Origin of the sequence: Arthrobacter sp. KN11-1C, from assembly GCF_052180225.1 — a bacterium.
GTDB lineage: Bacteria > Actinomycetota > Actinomycetes > Actinomycetales > Micrococcaceae > Arthrobacter.
Genome location: NZ_CP197467.1, coordinates 1,166,721 through 1,182,181, shown reverse-complemented (window position 1 = coordinate 1,182,181; position 15,461 = coordinate 1,166,721). Strand labels below are relative to the sequence as shown.

General features: G+C 63.3%; 18 protein-coding genes. 7 read left to right on the top strand and 11 right to left on the bottom strand.

Annotated elements, in window-relative coordinates:
• Genes ACSBOX_RS05610 through zapE form a run of 3 tightly spaced genes read left to right on the top strand, consistent with a single transcriptional unit; the run spans position 1 to position 2,110 of the window.
• Complete coding sequence (locus ACSBOX_RS05610) at positions 1 to 426, top strand: DUF1761 domain-containing protein (protein WP_442545154.1); 426 nt, start codon at positions 1 to 3, stop codon at positions 424 to 426.
• A 17-nt stretch (positions 427 to 443) separates the two neighbouring features.
• Positions 444 to 1,439, top strand: coding sequence for a magnesium/cobalt transporter CorA (gene corA / locus ACSBOX_RS05605; protein WP_442545153.1), 996 nt, complete (start codon positions 444 to 446; stop codon positions 1,437 to 1,439).
• Positions 1,439 to 2,110: an AFG1/ZapE family ATPase gene (gene zapE, locus ACSBOX_RS05600; protein ID WP_442545152.1), complete on the top strand. Its 672-nt coding sequence runs from the start codon at positions 1,439 to 1,441 to the stop codon at positions 2,108 to 2,110. Before corA ends, zapE begins: the two co-directional genes overlap by 1 nt.
• Positions 2,111 to 2,200: 90 nt before the next feature.
• On the opposite strand, the gene ACSBOX_RS05595 is transcribed toward zapE, so the two are convergent.
• The gene (locus ACSBOX_RS05595; RefSeq protein ID WP_139359721.1) at positions 2,201 to 2,347 is read right to left on the bottom strand and encodes a lmo0937 family membrane protein; all 147 of its coding nucleotides are present in this window, start codon (positions 2,345 to 2,347) and stop codon (positions 2,201 to 2,203) included.
• Between the two features lie 308 nt (positions 2,348 to 2,655).
• Between ACSBOX_RS05595 and ACSBOX_RS05590 the strand changes: the two genes are divergently transcribed.
• The gene (locus ACSBOX_RS05590) at positions 2,656 to 3,378 is read left to right on the top strand and encodes a TetR/AcrR family transcriptional regulator C-terminal domain-containing protein (RefSeq protein ID WP_442545151.1); all 723 of its coding nucleotides are present in this window, start codon (positions 2,656 to 2,658) and stop codon (positions 3,376 to 3,378) included.
• Positions 3,375 to 4,190, top strand: a complete 816-nt coding sequence (locus ACSBOX_RS05585) for an NAD-dependent epimerase/dehydratase family protein (RefSeq protein ID WP_442545150.1) — start codon at positions 3,375 to 3,377, stop codon at positions 4,188 to 4,190. Before ACSBOX_RS05590 ends, ACSBOX_RS05585 begins: the two co-directional genes overlap by 4 nt.
• 27 nt (positions 4,191 to 4,217) lie before the next feature.
• Here ACSBOX_RS05585 and ACSBOX_RS05580 read toward each other — a convergent pair whose 3' ends face one another.
• The 6 genes from ACSBOX_RS05580 to ACSBOX_RS05555 form a co-directional block, all read right to left on the bottom strand.
• A complete protein-coding gene (locus ACSBOX_RS05580; protein ID WP_442545149.1) occupies positions 4,218 to 4,508 on the bottom strand; it encodes an antibiotic biosynthesis monooxygenase family protein in 291 nt (96 codons plus the stop codon).
• Between the two features lie 64 nt (positions 4,509 to 4,572).
• On the bottom strand, positions 4,573 to 4,968 hold the full coding sequence (locus tag ACSBOX_RS05575; RefSeq protein ID WP_442545148.1) for a DUF7793 family protein: 396 nt from the start codon (positions 4,966 to 4,968) through the stop codon (positions 4,573 to 4,575).
• Between the two features lie 411 nt (positions 4,969 to 5,379).
• Complete coding sequence (locus ACSBOX_RS05570; protein WP_442545147.1) at positions 5,380 to 5,943, bottom strand: GNAT family N-acetyltransferase; 564 nt, start codon at positions 5,941 to 5,943, stop codon at positions 5,380 to 5,382.
• Positions 5,944 to 6,023: 80 nt separating this feature from the next.
• Positions 6,024 to 6,392 (bottom strand): fluoride efflux transporter CrcB, encoded by a 369-nt coding sequence (gene crcB, locus ACSBOX_RS05565; protein ID WP_078108229.1) that lies wholly within the window; start codon positions 6,390 to 6,392, stop codon positions 6,024 to 6,026.
• Positions 6,389 to 6,886 (bottom strand): fluoride efflux transporter FluC, encoded by a 498-nt coding sequence (locus ACSBOX_RS05560; RefSeq protein ID WP_442545146.1) that lies wholly within the window; start codon positions 6,884 to 6,886, stop codon positions 6,389 to 6,391. Before ACSBOX_RS05560 ends, crcB begins: the two co-directional genes overlap by 4 nt.
• The gene (locus tag ACSBOX_RS05555; protein ID WP_442545145.1) at positions 6,883 to 7,419 is read right to left on the bottom strand and encodes a universal stress protein; all 537 of its coding nucleotides are present in this window, start codon (positions 7,417 to 7,419) and stop codon (positions 6,883 to 6,885) included. Before ACSBOX_RS05555 ends, ACSBOX_RS05560 begins: the two co-directional genes overlap by 4 nt.
• Before the next feature lie 106 nt (positions 7,420 to 7,525).
• Between ACSBOX_RS05555 and ACSBOX_RS05550 the strand changes: the two genes are divergently transcribed.
• Positions 7,526 to 8,260, top strand: a complete 735-nt coding sequence (locus ACSBOX_RS05550; protein ID WP_442545144.1) for an SOS response-associated peptidase — start codon at positions 7,526 to 7,528, stop codon at positions 8,258 to 8,260.
• 17 nt (positions 8,261 to 8,277) lie between these two features.
• Here ACSBOX_RS05550 and ACSBOX_RS05545 read toward each other — a convergent pair whose 3' ends face one another.
• The 4 genes from ACSBOX_RS05545 to uidB all read right to left on the bottom strand — a co-directional run bounded on the left by ACSBOX_RS05545 (position 8,278) and on the right by uidB (position 13,805).
• Complete coding sequence (locus ACSBOX_RS05545) at positions 8,278 to 8,547, bottom strand: hypothetical protein (RefSeq protein ID WP_148667388.1); 270 nt, start codon at positions 8,545 to 8,547, stop codon at positions 8,278 to 8,280.
• 126 nt (positions 8,548 to 8,673) lie between these two features.
• On the bottom strand, positions 8,674 to 11,022 hold the full coding sequence (locus tag ACSBOX_RS05540) for a gluconokinase, GntK/IdnK-type (protein WP_442545143.1): 2,349 nt from the start codon (positions 11,020 to 11,022) through the stop codon (positions 8,674 to 8,676).
• The gene (manD, locus tag ACSBOX_RS05535; RefSeq protein ID WP_059387443.1) at positions 11,012 to 12,241 is read right to left on the bottom strand and encodes a D-mannonate dehydratase ManD; all 1,230 of its coding nucleotides are present in this window, start codon (positions 12,239 to 12,241) and stop codon (positions 11,012 to 11,014) included. Before manD ends, ACSBOX_RS05540 begins: the two co-directional genes overlap by 11 nt.
• 118 nt (positions 12,242 to 12,359) lie before the next feature.
• Positions 12,360 to 13,805: a glucuronide transporter gene (uidB, locus tag ACSBOX_RS05530; RefSeq protein ID WP_442545142.1), complete on the bottom strand. Its 1,446-nt coding sequence runs from the start codon at positions 13,803 to 13,805 to the stop codon at positions 12,360 to 12,362.
• A gap of 388 nt (positions 13,806 to 14,193) precedes the next feature.
• On the opposite strand from uidB, the gene ACSBOX_RS05525 reads away from it, so the two are divergent.
• A complete protein-coding gene (locus ACSBOX_RS05525; RefSeq protein WP_442545141.1) occupies positions 14,194 to 15,387 on the top strand; it encodes an IS30 family transposase in 1,194 nt (397 codons plus the stop codon).
• The last annotated feature ends 74 nt before the right edge of the window (positions 15,388 to 15,461 follow it).

Here is a 15,461-nt window from a genome sequence, read left to right as displayed (position 1 = left end):
ATGGATTGGCTCTCTTCTCTTCCGCACATCAACTGGCTGGCCATACTCCTGGCATTCATCTCAAGCATGGTCATCGGATTTGTCTGGTACATGCCGGCGGTCCTCGGCCGACGATGGATGCGGGCCATCGGCAAGACCGAGGAAGACCTCAAGAAGATCGACGGCGGGGCTGGAATCTGGATCCCCATGATGGTTGCCGCAGCACTCACGAGCATTCTGCTGGCCGTCCTCATCGGAAAGCTGGGCGTGCATGGCAGCTTGGCCTGCGGCTTCTTCGCGCTCGTGATCGGGGTCGTCTTCCGCGTGGGCGGCCACGTCATCCACAACGGTTTCGCGGGCAGGCCGTCCGCCGTGACCCTCATCGACTCCGGCCACGACATCGTGGCCATGACCGCCGCCGGGTCAATCATCGGGGCGTTGCAGTAGCGGAGGAGAATAACCTCGTGACCATCATTGACAATGCCGTCTATGTGAACGGTATCCGGACCGCGACTCCGGGAAGCCTTGAGCAAAGCGTCGAAACACTGGCCGCGCACGGCGGAATGGTGTGGATTGGACTGTACCGGCCCGACGAGGCGGAAATGGCGGCCGTGGCTGCCGAGTTCGGCCTCCACCTGCTCGCCGTCGAGGACGCCGTCAATGCCCACCAGCGGCCCAAGCTGGAACGGTACGACAACAACCTCTTCACGGTCCTGCGTCCTGCGAGATACGTGGACGCTACGGAGACCGTGGAGTTCGGCGAACTTCATATCTTCACGGGGAAGAACTTCGTGGTCACGGTCCGGCACGCGGAAACGCCCGGGGTGGCGAAGGTCCGCCGCGATCTGGAACAACAACCGGAGCTCCTGTGCCACGGTCCCGAAGCCGTCCTGTACGCGCTGCTGGACCGGGTGGTGGACGACTACGGCCCCGTGATCTCCGGGCTGGAAAACGACATCGACGAGATCGAGGACCAGCTGTTCGGCGGCGATCCCCTGGTTTCGCGGCGCATCTATGAACTCGCCCGCGAGGTCATCCAGTTCCAGCGCGCCATCAACCCGCTCCCCGAAATGATGGCCTCCCTGAAGCGCGGGTTCGTGAAATACGGGGTCGACATCGAACTGCAGCGCAAGCTCCGCGATGTGGAAGACCATGTCGAGCAGGTAATTTCCCGGGCAAGCGGGTTCCGCGACCTGCTCCAAAACGCCCTGACCCTCGACGGGACCTTGACCGCGAACCGCCAGAACGAGGCGAGTGCGGCACAAAACGAACAAACCAAGAAGATCTCCTCGTGGGCCGCGATCTTCTTCGCACCCGCATTTGTCACCGGGCTCTACGGAATGAACTTCGACATCATGCCCGAGCTGCATTGGCCGTTCGGCTATCCCATGGCGCTCGGCATGATGGTTCTCGCGGGCTTTGTCATGTGGGTCATCTTCAAGCGGAAGAACTGGCTCTAGTGTTCCCAGTCGCTTTCGACCCGACCATCGGGGTGATCAAGGAGATGATGGACATCATGGAGATCGACGGAGACACTGATTTCCGGCGTTCGCCGGTTCCCGGTTCCGCTGCGGCAGGCCCGAGCGACTCCCCTGGCCTGGAGGCCTTCAGCAGGGGCAGGATCATTACCCCCGGAACGCCTAAGCAGTTGGGCGCTTTCGGTTTGTTCCCGCCGTCGAAATCGCAGGAGCGGATCCTCACGCCCACGACGCAACGACTCACCGTCAAAGCGGCCGACGACATGCTCTGGGTTGGTTTCGCGGAATTGTGCGAAGGCCTCATGTCGACGGCGGACTACCTCGCCTTGGCAGAGGACTACGACACCTGGGTGATCGACGGCGTACCGTCGCCCACAGTCGAGTCGGCTGCCGGGTCCGCATCGGCCTGGCAACGGTTCAGCAATGTGGTGGATGTCCTCTACGACAAGGACATCACGCTGTTCCTGGTCGGACACGGCCCCATGGGCTGGGACTTGGCCGGCGATCCGGCCCGGGATCTGGCGTATCTGGGTGGCTCGCGGCAGACAAGCGCCCAGACCGTTGACGTGGCCAGAATCGCGAGCCGCCTGTCGCTCCTGGGCCGGGTTGAATCCCCGGAGCCTTTTGAAGAAGTAGAGGCCGGGGGTAGCTGAAGGCCGTTCCCCCGGAGGAGTCCGGCCCTTAAATGCGGCCGCCCCTCCTGGACTTAAGCCCAGGAGGGGCGACAGCGTTGCAGCTGGAGGCTAGACGCGTGACCTGCCGCGGACAAAGTGGAAGATCAGAACGATCACGGCGACGACCAGAAGGATGTGAATGAGCCCTCCGCCGATGCCGCCGAGCAAGCCGAGAAGCCAGAGAACGGCGATAATGATGGCTATCCAAAGCAACATGTGAATCTCCCTTGTTTGTTTGCGTGCCCTGGCCGGCGGCCTAGGGCATTCATTAGTAAGCATACTTACTATTGAGTGTAAGTAAAGGTGAGTGGTGGGTAAATGCGGTTTTGGGGGTCTATGCGCGGTGCGCAGTGACGGGCTTCCGAAGCGGAGCGAACGGCCCGCTGCCATACGCTTGAGACCGCGTCCTTAAACCTCCGTAGGAACTCGTCTACAATGTAGACTTTACGCGTAGACTCTAAAGTAAGCAAGCTTATTTTCCCGGCAAGAGCCGCGATGGAACGATCAGATCAGGATGTAAACCCATGCCTCCCCCAGAGTCTCCGGCCAATCCTTCCGCCGAAGGTGCCGGCGACAAGCCCGCCGGGCAGAAACCCAGGCTGAGCCGGGACCTCGTCCTGTCCGCAGCCCTGGCACTGGTGGACGCAGAAGGACTGGACGCCCTCACGATGCGCCGTCTGGGACAGGAACTAGGCCGGGATCCGATGAGTCTCTACCGGTACGCGGCCAACCGCGCGGCGCTCCTGGACGGAGTGACAGAGCAGGTCCTGAAAGAGCTTTCCGCCTTCCCGGACCACCCCGACTGGCAGGCACAGTTGCGGCAGATAGCCCACGATCTGCGTCTGTTGGCGCTGCGGCACCCGAACGTTGTGCCATTGCTCGTCACCCGCCCACTGTCGACGCCCTTGGGCCTGCGCCCGCTGGGCACGCTACGCCCGCTTGAGCAGATCCTTTCGCTGCTGATCGACGCCGGCTTCGCCCCGGGCGACGCGCTGCACGTCTACCGGGCGTACTACGGCTTCCTGTACGGCCACATTCTCAATGAACTGCAGGAATTCATCGTGGACCCGGAGGAAAACGAAGCGCTGCTCCGCCTTGGTCTCCACCGCCTGCCCGCGAAGGAATTTCCCCGGCTCCGCGCCCTTGGCCCGGTGCTCGCCGACTACGACGGCGCCGCCGAACTGGACCAGGGCATCAGCATCCTGCTCGCGGGACTCGCAGCCCCCCTCGTCGGAGGGAAACCATGACAATTCTCGTCACCGGAGGAACCGGCTTGGTCGGCCCCCGCCTCCTCAAGAGACTCACCGAAGCGGGCATTGAATGCCGCGCCCTTGTCCGCCCCGGAAAGGAACTCCCCGGCGGCGTGGAACGCGCCGAAGGTGACATCCTCAGCCCAGAGTCCCTGCCGGCAGCCGTGGAAGGCGTCACCGCGGTCATCCACCTTGCCGCAGTCTTCCGCACTCGCGACGAGGACCGGATCTGGACAGTCAACCGTGAAGGCACCCGCAACTTGCTCGCCGCTGTTGAGCAGCACGCACCGGATGCCCGATTCCTTCTGGCCAGCACTTCCAACGTCTATGACGCCGACATCCCGCATCCCGCACGCGAGGACGACGCCACTGTCCCGACCCTCGCCTACCCGGCCAGCAAGATCGAAGCCGAAAACCTGCTCCGCTCCAGTCGGCTCACGTGGGCTATCCTCCGGCTCCCGTTCATCTACGGTGACCAGGACGGACATCTCGAGGCCCTCCCCGAACTCGCCGGCGGCATGGGATGGCACCCTGCACAGCGGCTCAGCGTCATACACCACGCCGACGTCGCCACGGCATTCACCCTGGCCCTTACGGGCGCTTTCGACGGCCGTACCGTCAACGTCGCCGACGAGTCAGCGCTCAGCATTTATGAGCTATCCCAGATTGTCGGCCACCCCTACGGCTCTTCCGCGGAACCGCTCACGCACCCTTGGAAGGGACAAATGGATGTGACCCTCGCCCGCAGCCTCGGGTTCACGCCGACCATCAGCACCATCTATGAAGCCGTCGGCAAAGGCCTGCTCTGACTCGCACGAGGATCCATTGCAGGCGGGTTACGGAACCGTCGTGAAGTGCTCGACGACGGGGAACGGGTCGTAGAAATGGTGCAGCAATTCCTTCCACCGCTCGTAGTCGGCGGATCCGCGGAAACCTTCCGTGTGGGCTTCTATCGAGTCCCACTCAACGAGGAGTAAGTAGAGGTTCGGGGACTCGATCGAGCGTGAAATCGACAGGTTGCGGAACCCGTGCTGCCTGCTGATCAGGGGTTGAGCCGCCCGGAAGGCCTCTTCGAAATCGGACTCGCGGCCGGGACGTACGGGGAGGATCGCGTGCTCCAGAATCATTCGCTCAGCATCTCACGGCCGCCGTTTTGAGGGTCCTGAGATCCCAACCCCAAATCGCGGTGAATCAGACGACCGCTTCTTCCAACGCCTGCGGATCTGGCAGCCCGCTCAGCCATTCCCTGGCGTCCTCGACGGACGTGAAGTATCCGTGTGGGCACTCTTGCTCACGCAGCAACGCCGCGGCCATCACCCGGTCGACCACCGTAGCCCCGACCAGTGCAACAGCGGACACAAACCGGGTCCCCAACAGCGTCGCTCTGGCCTCGAGACCCAAACATACGTCCACGACCTCGACGAGCATCGGCTGTAGCCGGCCTTCGGTCACGCCACGGACAGCAGCGACGACGGCGTCGGCATCGGCGCCCGATACCGATGAGCCTGGCGCCCAACGCAAATGGACGGTACCGCCTGCATCCACATTCAAGTCTGCGTTTGCGCAGGTCAACGCGATTTCCAACATAGGCCCCCTTAGTCCTCAGATGAGGTTAGTCGACCCTGACGGACAAATGTGACTTATCGAACAATTTCGTCACCGTGGCCTTGAGGGAGAGCCGCTACGGGGACAGCAGCTCCCGACGTCGAACGGCCTCGCTAGCGCTGTCAGCGCAGCTATTTGTTCTTCCGTCGCCCGAAGCCCCATCCAGCCGCCAAAGGTCCTCCGTCCGCGAACAGGTTCGCCAGCCCCTGCAGGATCCGCCGCCACAATCTGCCTTCTGAGGTCACGTTGCCCATACGGGAAGCGTACACATCGGGACGGTTTGTGGGGCCCGGGCGACGAACAGTTTCTCAGTAATGGCCCCTTCTAAGGACGGATTCGAAACTTCAAAAAGAGACGTGCCATTCAAGGCGGGTTATCGCAGCACGGCGCCTCTCACTGAGCGATATCAGGCCGTGTGCCCATCCATTCGGGACGAAGTATTGAAAATACCTCTTTGTCGTATCGCTTTCCGTCGTAGACCCAGCTACTGCGAAGGATTCCGTCCGAGCGCATACGCAGTCGCTGCGCGACAGCAACACTGCGGTCGTTGTCGGTGCGGCACCGCCATTCGATGCGGGACATCCCCCGCTCTACGAAAGCCCATTCCATGAGCAGTTCGACCGACCGGGTGATGAGACCCCCTCCGACAGCACCGGGTTCAAGCCAGCAGCCGATCTCGCAAATGCCCCGGGCGGAGTCAAACGTCACAAACATCACGCCTCCGACGATCCTGCCTTCGTTCCAGAGTCCATAGATGCGCGCCCCGTCGTTCGCGGTGGCTGTGGCGTAACGCTGAAGCGTGGCGCGGGCACCCTCTACGGTGTCGGTCACAAAAGTCGGTCCGACCCACGGCCGTATATGGTCTCTCGCCCTGTTCATGTGCTCGGCAAACTCGCCGGCGTGCCATGGCTCGAGAGGCTTCAGGACGACCCCGTCCTGCACGACTTTTTCAAACATAGTTTCTCCTGAGGGGTTATCCCAGAGTTTGGTTGCCACTGGGTGTAGGTGACTTTCTCGGACGTGTGCGGTGTACGGCTTCAGAACAACAAGACGAGCCCGACGCCGGCCGCCGCGGCCCCGACGCATGCCGCCATAGTGCCCACGCCATTAAGGAAGGCAAGGCCGGTCCGGCCGCTCTGGACAAGCCTGACAGTCTCCAAGCTCGCCGTGCTAAAGGTCGTGTATCCGCCGAGGAATCCAGTGCCGAGAATCAGCTGAAGGGATTCGGGAGCCTGATGTGCCATGACCAGACCCGCCAGGATCCCCATTAGCAGCGACCCGGAGAGGTTGATGAAGATGGTGCCCAGGGGCAGCGCAGTCCGGGCCCAGGAACGGACCACTCCATCCACCACGAAACGGGCAGCCGCCCCTGCACCGCCCGCGAGCGCGATCAGAAGGAGCGTCATGGCTGGGCCTTCCCCCGTTGGGAGGATTTGTGCCGAAGCGTCCCAAGCCAAATACCGAGGGTGGTGGCCGCGACACCGCCCAACAGGCTGGCTACCAAGTACCACATGGCATCCATTCCGCGTCCTGCTCCGAAGAGATGCACCGAGTCCAGCGCCAGGGTGCTGTAGGTGGTGTATGCCCCGAGGAAACCACTTCCAATGCCTAAGCGGGCGATCCGGCGGAGACCGGCGTCGGGCCCTCTCCGCGCGAGCGCTTCGAGTAGCCAGCCAAGCGCGAGCGCGCCGGACAGATTGATAAGCAGGGTGGGCAGGGGCCAGGCGTCCGGCGCGGGAAGCGCCATGCCAAACCCGTAGCGGCTCAAAGCCCCGAGGATTCCTCCGGCTGCGACAAGCAGAACGAACCGGCCGTGCAGATGGAGGGGTCGGTGCAGGGCCCGGTCCGTTGACGCCGTCCGGGTTTCGGCTCCGGGAGGGGCGGTGCTGCTTTCCTTCATTGATCCCTGCTTGGGTCGTGACGGCCCAAGGGAACCATGAGCACGGGGCAGTTTTGGCGATGTGCCAGATGCAACGCTACCGATCCGGTGACCAGTCCTTCAAACTTCGGTCCGAGGCCGTGTTCCTTAGTTCCGACCACGATCATGGAAGCGTTGATGCTCGCCGCGTACCGGCCTAGTGACCGGGCAGGCTCGCCGGCGAGCGTCACGAAGGTCCACTGCACGCCCGTTCCGTCGAGTTGATCCGCGATGCGGGACTGGAGCGACTCCGAGATGGCCGCGGCGTCGTCGTCGATTCCGTCGGGATCGATCGCTTGGGCCACCAGGTGCCCATCCCGGTCCCCCGCCGCCGGGAAGCTCGTGACGTCGGCGAAGGCCAGGACCAGCTCCAATCCGGCGCTGAGCGCAACTTCAGCGGCTTTCTCAACCACCGTGGGAGGCTGGTGCGGGAGTACCCCTGCCAGCACGGGTCCGGTCAAGCGGGCGGGGCCGCCATTGGCCAGCGGCATGTCCTCGCCGCGCGGGTTGCTCATGGGGCCCTCCAAATGTCCGGATTGTCAGGATGCGGATTCGTTCGTCTTGCTCCAGTATGGGCTTCGGCGGCTGGCGTTGTACCAAGCGCTAAGCGAGAATGTCGATATGTGCGGTCGGTTCAGTGTCGGTTTCGAGGCAGACTATCTCTCGAGGAAGCTCGGTGCCGTGCTGCGCGGTGATACCGACTACCCCTCCCCGACGCTCCAGATCAACCCGACCGATCCCGTGGTCTTTCTGCGGGGACGGGCAGGAGACGGGTCAGTCGGCCGCGAGCTCGCGGCCGGGCGATGGGGCTTGGTTCCAACATTCTCCAAGTCCTTCGATTCGAGGGTGCCCACTTGGAACGCGCGCTCGGAAACGGCTGGCGCAACACCGGCATTCAGGGCTTCCCTGCCCAAGTGGCGGGCGGTGGTTCCGGCCTCTGCCTACTATGAGTGGAAGAAATCAGGGCCCGGCCGCAAGGATCCCAAGCAGCGCTACATCGTCGAACCTCAAGATGAGCTGATTACCTTCGCCGGCTTGTTTGCGCCATGGCGCGACGAGAGCATCGAGGACAAGTCGGCGCCAGGCGCGTGGCGTTTGTCCTGCTCGATCCTGACCATGGACTCGCCCCCGGAAGGCGTCCAGGAGCGGCTGCACAATCTGCACGACCGGATCCCCGTTCCGATCTCTCCGGATTTGATCGACGATTGGATCGACCCCAAGGAAACCAGGGGCCAGGCCTTGTTGGACGCCGTGCTGGGCGAGGCGTATGGCTTGTCATCGGCGTGGACGATGAGGCCTGTGGAACTCGTGGACGACAACACCAAGCTGGTTGACGTCGCGAACCCGGCCGCCTGACTCAACGCTCTTAGCGCTCAACGTTCATAGCGCAGCTCGGCCCTCACGTCCGTATCCTTCAGCCACGTCATTCTCGTGGCCGATCCGAAGGGATTCGGCCACCACTGGACCAGGACCTTGCCTTCCGACGTCCGGGTGACCATGGCCGGAACATATTGAAGGTACTTCGGCCAAACGAGCTTGGCGATCACAGGCACCCTTGAGACGGTTGACAGCGGCTCCGTTTGGCGCGGAGGCGGGGCGCCGACTGAATTTAACGGCGCGGGATATTCGGGCTGGTCAGGCATGCCCGCATCCTACTGCGAGGCCCCGACAATATGGAGGTCAGGAGATTCGAACTCCCTAGCTCATAGGCGCGAGAGGCGGCCACTCCCCATGCCGCTGGGAAGTGGCCGCCGCCCGCTAGAGCCGGCCTAAAGCCGGGTGTCGAACGAATCGCAGAACACGTTCTCGTTGAACGTCCCCTGGAACTCGGACTTGCCCTGGATTTTCTGGATCGTAGCCCGGATCGCCTCGCGGGTCCCCGCATGGGCGTTGATGGCCGTCTTGACCATCGGCACATCGATCAAGTGGTTCGGCTGGTTCAGCGAGACGAACACCGTGGGGACTTCCGTGACGTACCAAGGGATCTCCGCCGCCATGGGGCTGGACCATTTGATGCGGATCGCCGCCTCCTGGGCGAAGCCCTTGACGTTGGCGAAGACGAACGCGGCATCGTACTTGTCCGCATAATCGCCGGTGGCTTCGTCGGAGATGACGCTCATGAAGTTCACGCCCGACTCCCCCGCGGCTTCACGTTGCTCCGCCGTCTTGAAGAGGTGGACCTCGAACCCGGCGGTTTCAAGTTCCTCCTTGACCGTATCCAAGTAGGCCAGCGGGTCCGCCCGGGTGAAATCGGATCCGCCGGAAATGCCATACAGGCGAATCCGCTTGTGGGTTTCCGGCGTGATGGGCAGGTTGCCGGCGGTGTCCTTGATCAACGTGACGGTCTTGTCGGCGATTTCGGCGGCGACGGCGAGGTGGGCCTCGCTGCCGATCAGCCGCAGCGCCTCGGCCGACGGCGTCAATTCTTCCGGCAGCTTCTTGTGCAGCCCCAGGCTGGCCTTCAGCCCCAGGATCCGGCGCAACGCGTCATGCAGGCGCTGATCAGAGATCACGCCGGATTTGTAACCGTCCAACATGTACTGGAAGTCTTCCGCCGGGTTGCGGAAGAACAGGAACATGTCGCAACCCGCGGCGATCGTGGCTGGAACGAGATCCTTGCGCTTCCTTGCCTGGGTGAGTCCGACCATTTGCGATGCGTCAGTGAGGATCAGTCCGTTGAAGCCGAGCTCGCCACGGAGCAGGTCCTGCAGAAGCTCCGGAGCAAGGGTGGCCGGCAGGATATCCCTGTCTTCTGTCCCCGGCCGGAAATGCCGCGTGAGCTCAGGAGCCCCGATGTGTCCGACCATGATGGATTGGACCCCGTGGCCGATCATCTCCCGGTAAACGTGTCCGTAGCTGGAATTCCACTCCGCGTACCCGAGCGTGTTGTACGACGTGACCACGTGCTGGTCGCGTTCGTCCACCCCGTCGCCCGGGAAATGCTTGATGGCGCAGACAGTGGGAGATTCGCTGATGCCGTCGAAGTACTCCTTGGCGCGCTCCACCACGATTTCCGGTGTGTTGCCGAATGCCCGGGTGGAGATGACCGTGTTGCGCCAGTTGTAGTGGATGTCCACAATCGGCGCGAACGCCCAGTTGCAGCCCAAAGCCGCAGCTTCCACGCCGGCCACCTGGCCCATTTTCCTCGCAATGGACTTGTCCGGGTGGGAACCGGCCTGCAGGTGGGTCGACACGAAAGTTCCGTCGTCGCAGCTTCCCGCTCCTCCCATTTCCGGGTTGGAGGCGACCAGCAGCGGGATGCGCGTCTTGGACTGGGCATAGCGGATATGTTGCTGGACAGCAGCAGATGGACCCGGCCGGTACCTCATCCCGCCGACGTGATAGTTCTCCAACACCCCGTCGAGATACTCCGGGGAGTAATCGTTGTTGTGGTTGATGAAGAGCTGCCCGATTTTCTCCTCGAGGCTCATGCCGCGGATGGTGGAGTCCACCCAGGCAACGGCGTCGTCGTCGAGGTTGAACGGCGCCGACTGGAGGTCGACGTCGAACTGCCGCGCCTGGGTGCCCACGGCGCCGACGCCGCTGTCACCCGCCGGAGCTTTGGAGCCTGCGACGGCGGCAATCCCGGCGAGCGCCTCGGCGACCACCTCGCTGACTGGGACGGCGATGTCGACGACGAACCCGGCTTCGTCGTCGTCGAGCGGTTCCAGGGTGGCGAGCTGTGAGTCCAGCAGCGCGGGCGGCATAAAGTGGCCGGAACGGCCCTCTGTCCGTTCCCTCAGAACCTCTTTGCTGCCATGAAGGTGGAGGAAAACGGTGTCGGGCGCCTTCTCGCGGATGGCATCCCGGTAGCTGCGCCGGAGGGCAGAGCACGCGAGGACCAGCCCGCCGTCGCCGGCGTTGGCTAGTTCGGTGCCCACGGTCGCGAGCCAGGGCCAGCGGTCTTCATCGGTCAGGGGCGTGCCTGCGGCCATCTTGGCAACGTTTTCCACCGGGTGGAGCGAATCGCCGTCGAGGAACGGAACTCCCAGCGCACGGGCGACGAGGTCCCCGATGGTGGTCTTGCCGCAACCGGAGACGCCCATCACAACAATGCGCCGCGGCTTGTTCGCTTCGGCGCTGGGGTCGCCGGCCGTGGCGACGTTCTTACCAGTCATGGACGGTGCCGTCCACGAGTCGGTTGTAGGGCAGGTAGGCCTGCTGGTACGGGAAGGAGTTGGCGGCTTCTTCGTTGAATTCGACGCCGAGGCCCGGCTTGTCGCCCGGGTGCAGGTAGCCGTCGGTGAAGGTCATGGACTGCTCGAAGACCGTGTTGGTCTTGTCCGAGTGCTGCATGTACTCCTGGATGCCGTAGTTGTGGATGGCCAGGCCCACGTGGAGCTGCGCGGCGAAACCGACGGGGGAAATGTCGGTAGGGCCGTGGAAGCCGGACTTGATCTGGTACTGGGCGGCGAAGTCCATCACCTTTTTCAGCGGCGAGATCCCGCCGAAGTGCGTGGACGCGGCGCGGACATAGTCGATGAGCTGTTCCTTGATGAGCGTCTGGAAGTCATAGACAGTGTTGAAGATTTCACCGATGGCCAATGGTGTGGTGGTGTGCTGGCGGACGAGGCGGAGCCCTTCCTGGTTCTCGGCCGGGGTGCAGTCTTCGAGCCAGAACAGGTCGTACGGTTCCAAGGCCTTGCCGAGCTTGGCGGCCTGGATGGGGGTCATGCGGTGGTGGCCATCGTGCAGCAGCGGGATTTCCGGGCCGAATTCGTTGCGCACTGCTTCGAAGACGGTGGGCAGGTGGCGAAGGTAGGCGCGGGTGTCCCAGTCCTCTTCCTGCGGGAACGCACCGCGGCCGGCGGGCTCGTAGTCGTAGCGCTCACCCGAGGCCTGCGCCTGCGCGGCCACGCCGTACACGGCTTTGATGCCCGGGATGGCGGTCTGGATACGGATGGACTTGTAACCCAGTTCCAGGTGCTCCCGGACGGAGTCGAACAGGGAAGGGATGTCTGCGCCCGAGGCGTGGCCGTACGCGCGCAGCCCGTTGCGGGAGGCACCGCCCAGGAGCTGGTACACCGGCAGCCCGGCCACCTTGCCCTTGATGTCCCACAGGGCCATGTCGACGGCGGCGATCGCGGCCATGGTGACCGGACCGCGGCGCCAGTACGAGGAACGGTAGAGGAACTGCCAGGTGTCTTCGATCCGGTGCGGGTCCTTGCCGATCAGCAGCTGCGCGACGTGTTCCTTCAGGTACGCGGCCACGGCGAGTTCACGGCCGTTCAGGGTCGCGTCGCCGATGCCGGTCACGCCGTCCTCGGTGGTGATCCGCAAGGTCACGAAGTTCCGGGTAGGGCTGGTCACGAACACTTCAGCGGCAATGATTTTCACAGCTGGTCCTTTCAGGGTTGCTGATCGAGGGCTGGCCTGGCCCGGATGCGACGTGCACCACAGGGCGGGTAAAGACGATCTTAGGATGGATGACAATTATTGGCAACCGGTTGCAGTATTATTTCGTCGAGATTTTTCCAGGTCCACCGGACACCGGGGAGGTTTCCGCGACGGCGCGCCCGCCAGGATTCCCGGCAGTGCGTTCCCCGCCGATTGGCTCGGCGCCGGAACTTTCGAGGGACCGGCGGGCTTTGATTTCGCCCAGGATCTGCGCATGGAACGCGTCGCTCAGCTTGTATTTGGCCATGACGACGATCGCGAGGATGGTCATGACGGCAGGCAGCGCACCTGCGGCAAATTGGATGGCCTGCAGGGATTCGGCACTGTGCGCAGTGCCCGACTTATAGCCGCCCGCCGCGAGTGCGTATGCGGCAAGGGCTCCGCCGACGGCCTGGCCAGTCTTGCGGGTGAAAGAGAACAGCGCATAGGTGATGCCTTCAGTCCGGACACCGGTCTTCCATTCGCCGTATTCGACCGTGTCAGCCTCCAAGGCCCACACCACGATGTTGACGGCCATGACGCCCAGCATGCTCAAGAGCAGCCCGGAGAACCCGACCCAGACCATGGCGGCCGGAGCGAAGAAGACGATTGCGCCACCGATGATCGCGAGGACTCCGGCAGCCACGTAAATGGTCTTCTTGCCGAAGTTTCGGACCAGCCGTGGCATGAGCGGGGCGAGGGCAAAGGTCACCACGAGCTGGACGATCGCGAGGGCGGCGTAGAGATCCAGCCGACCGAGTACGTCACGCAAGTAGTAGAGCTGCACCGAGGACAGCGCCATGTAGCCGGTCAGGAACAGGAAGGAACTCAGGCACAGCATAAGCAGCGGACGGTTGGTCTTGAGCGTCGCCATGCTTTGCTTGAAGGAAACCTTGGGGACTGCCCGGTGAACGCGCTCCTTGGCGGTGAGGAACGTGAAGAAGTACAGCGCTGCGCCGATCACGACGAAGACCAGGGTAATGATGGTGAACGTGGACTGCAGGTTGGCGCCGGGCTTGATCAGCGGAGCCACGAAGATACCCAACGCGGAACTAACCAAAAGGGCGCCGACCATGCGGGCGGATCCCAGTTTTGCCCGCTCCCCCGGATCTTGCGTCATCGCGCCGGCCAGCGAACCGTACGGGATGTTCACCAACGAGTAGGCCAGGCCGAGGGCAGCATATGTTACGTAGGCGTAGAGCAACATCCCCGTTTCGCCAATCTGCGGAATGGAGAAGGCTGCGACACTCAGGAGCAGCAGCGGGATGGAGCCGAACATGATGAATGGGCGGAATTTTCCGAAGCGTTTGCTGTACGCGCGGTCGACCCACCGTCCGGCAAAGACGTCAGCGAAGGCGTCGAAGATCCTGACGGTAAGCAACAGGGTCCCGGCGGCCGCCGCGGAAATGCCTGCGACGTCGGTGTAGTAGACGAGCAGGAACATGGTGGCAGTAGTGAAGGCAAGGTTGTTGGCGGCGTCGCCAGCCCCATAGCCTACGATGCTGAGTTTGCTGAGCTTGTTCATTGCGGGCTCCTTTACCCTTGCCGGGATCCCACGTTCCGGCTTGCGATGATGGAAAGGCTTCGGTCGAACCAGGCCTGAAATAGTTGAAGCTTGATGTAATTTTAGACATGCCGGCAATCATTGGGCAAGCGGTTGCCAAATGTTTCCATGAACATTTCCGCATCACCGCGGATCCAGCGTCCGTCCCACCAAACCCCCGCTCACATATGCCCCCTCGCTGCCAAACCCCCGCTCACATAAGGTGAGCGAGCGTGGCGGGAAAGTGCCACATACGTGAGCGAGCGTCAGGGGAAAACGCAACATACCTGAGCGCGCGTCAGGAGAAAACCCCACATATCTGAGCGAGCGTCGGGGGTGGGTTCAGGGGGTCGTTGCAACACCTGAGTGATTGGTGGGTGTTGTGGTGCGTGTTGGTCGGCCTGAGGTGTTGCGTGAGGTGGTGCGGGTGTTCTGGGCGGCCCGGTCCTCGGGGTTTTCTGATGAGGCCGCGGCAGGGGTTGCGGGGTTCTCGGAAGGGACTGCCAGCAGGATTGTCCGTCAGCATGGTGGGGTGGATCCTTCGATTGAGCCCGCGTGCGGGCGGTTCTTGTCCTTCGATGAGCGTGAGTTGATCGCCGTGTGGCGGGCGCAGGGGTGCGGGATACGGGAGATCGGCCGTCGTCTGGGCCGGAGCCCGTCCACGATCAGCCGGGAACTGGACCGGAACATCCGCAACGGGGGCCGGCGCCCCTATCTTGCCTCCACGGCGCAGAGCCGCGCGCAGAAGCAGGCCCGCCGCCCCAAGGCCCGGAAACTAGCGGTGAACACGGCCCTGGCCCTTTACGTCGCCGGGATGCTGAGCTGCCGGGAACGGTTGTCCCCGGAACAGATCAGTGCCCGGCTGCGGATCGATTTCCCCGATGATGAAAGCATGCGCATCAGCCCCGAGACCATTTACCAGTGCATCTACATCCAGGGACGCGGGGGCCTGCGGGCCGAACTCGCCGCAGCCCTGCGCACCGGGCGGGCGGTGCGGCAACCGAACAGACGCCCCGGGATGCGCCGGCCCCGGGTCCCGAAAGAGCTGCTGATCAGCGAACGCCCGGCCGAAGCCGATGACCGTGCGGTTCCCGGCCACTGGGAGGGAGACCTGATCATCGGTACCCCCGGCACCGGGGCGATCGGGACGCTCGTGGAACGCACCAGCCGATTCGTGATGCTCCTGCACCTGCCCCACGGACACACCGGGGAGCAGGTCCTGGCTGCCATCCAGGACACCCTGCCGACCCTGCCCGAGGTGCTGCGCCGGTCCCTGACCTGGGACCAGGGCGCGGAAATGGTCGGCATCCACGAACGCGTCAAGATCGCCACCGGGGCCGATGTCTACTTCTGCGACCCGCACTCACCCTGGCAACGCGGCACGAACGAGAACACCAACGGACTCCTGCGCCAGTACTTCCCCAAAGGCATGGACCTGACAGCCGTGACCCGCGAGGAGCTCGACTACGCAGCCGCCGGCCTCAACGGACGCCTGCGCAAAACCCTCGGCTGGAAAACCCCCGCACAAGCCCTCCAACACATTCTGGAAGAATCAGCAGCATAAGGACGTGTTGCAACGACCACTTGAATCCGCCGGGGGAAAACCCCACATACCTGAGCGGGCGTTGCGGAAAAGTG

Bases quoted from the DNA above. Each gene is read 5' to 3' on its own strand.
- ACSBOX_RS05610 (WP_442545154.1), top strand. From the start codon at position 1: ATGGATTGGCTCTCTTCTCTTCCGCACATCAACTGGCTGGCCATACTC.
- ACSBOX_RS05595 (WP_139359721.1), bottom strand. From the start codon at position 2,347: ATGTTGCTTTGGATAGCCATCATTATCGCCGTTCTCTGGCTTCTCGGC.
- ACSBOX_RS05590 (WP_442545151.1), top strand. From the start codon at position 2,656: ATGCCTCCCCCAGAGTCTCCGGCCAATCCTTCCGCCGAAGGTGCCGGC.
- ACSBOX_RS05585 (WP_442545150.1), top strand. From the start codon at position 3,375: ATGACAATTCTCGTCACCGGAGGAACCGGCTTGGTCGGCCCCCGCCTC.
- ACSBOX_RS05580 (WP_442545149.1), bottom strand. From the start codon at position 4,508: ATGATTCTGGAGCACGCGATCCTCCCCGTACGTCCCGGCCGCGAGTCC.
- ACSBOX_RS05575 (WP_442545148.1), bottom strand. From the start codon at position 4,968: ATGTTGGAAATCGCGTTGACCTGCGCAAACGCAGACTTGAATGTGGAT.
- ACSBOX_RS05570 (WP_442545147.1), bottom strand. From the start codon at position 5,943: ATGTTTGAAAAAGTCGTGCAGGACGGGGTCGTCCTGAAGCCTCTCGAG.
- crcB (WP_078108229.1), bottom strand. From the start codon at position 6,392: ATGACGCTCCTTCTGATCGCGCTCGCGGGCGGTGCAGGGGCGGCTGCC.
- ACSBOX_RS05560 (WP_442545146.1), bottom strand. From the start codon at position 6,886: ATGAAGGAAAGCAGCACCGCCCCTCCCGGAGCCGAAACCCGGACGGCG.
- ACSBOX_RS05555 (WP_442545145.1), bottom strand. From the start codon at position 7,419: ATGAGCAACCCGCGCGGCGAGGACATGCCGCTGGCCAATGGCGGCCCC.
- ACSBOX_RS05550 (WP_442545144.1), top strand. From the start codon at position 7,526: ATGTGCGGTCGGTTCAGTGTCGGTTTCGAGGCAGACTATCTCTCGAGG.
- ACSBOX_RS05545 (WP_148667388.1), bottom strand. From the start codon at position 8,547: ATGCCTGACCAGCCCGAATATCCCGCGCCGTTAAATTCAGTCGGCGCC.
- ACSBOX_RS05540 (WP_442545143.1), bottom strand. From the start codon at position 11,022: ATGACTGGTAAGAACGTCGCCACGGCCGGCGACCCCAGCGCCGAAGCG.
- uidB (WP_442545142.1), bottom strand. From the start codon at position 13,805: ATGAACAAGCTCAGCAAACTCAGCATCGTAGGCTATGGGGCTGGCGAC.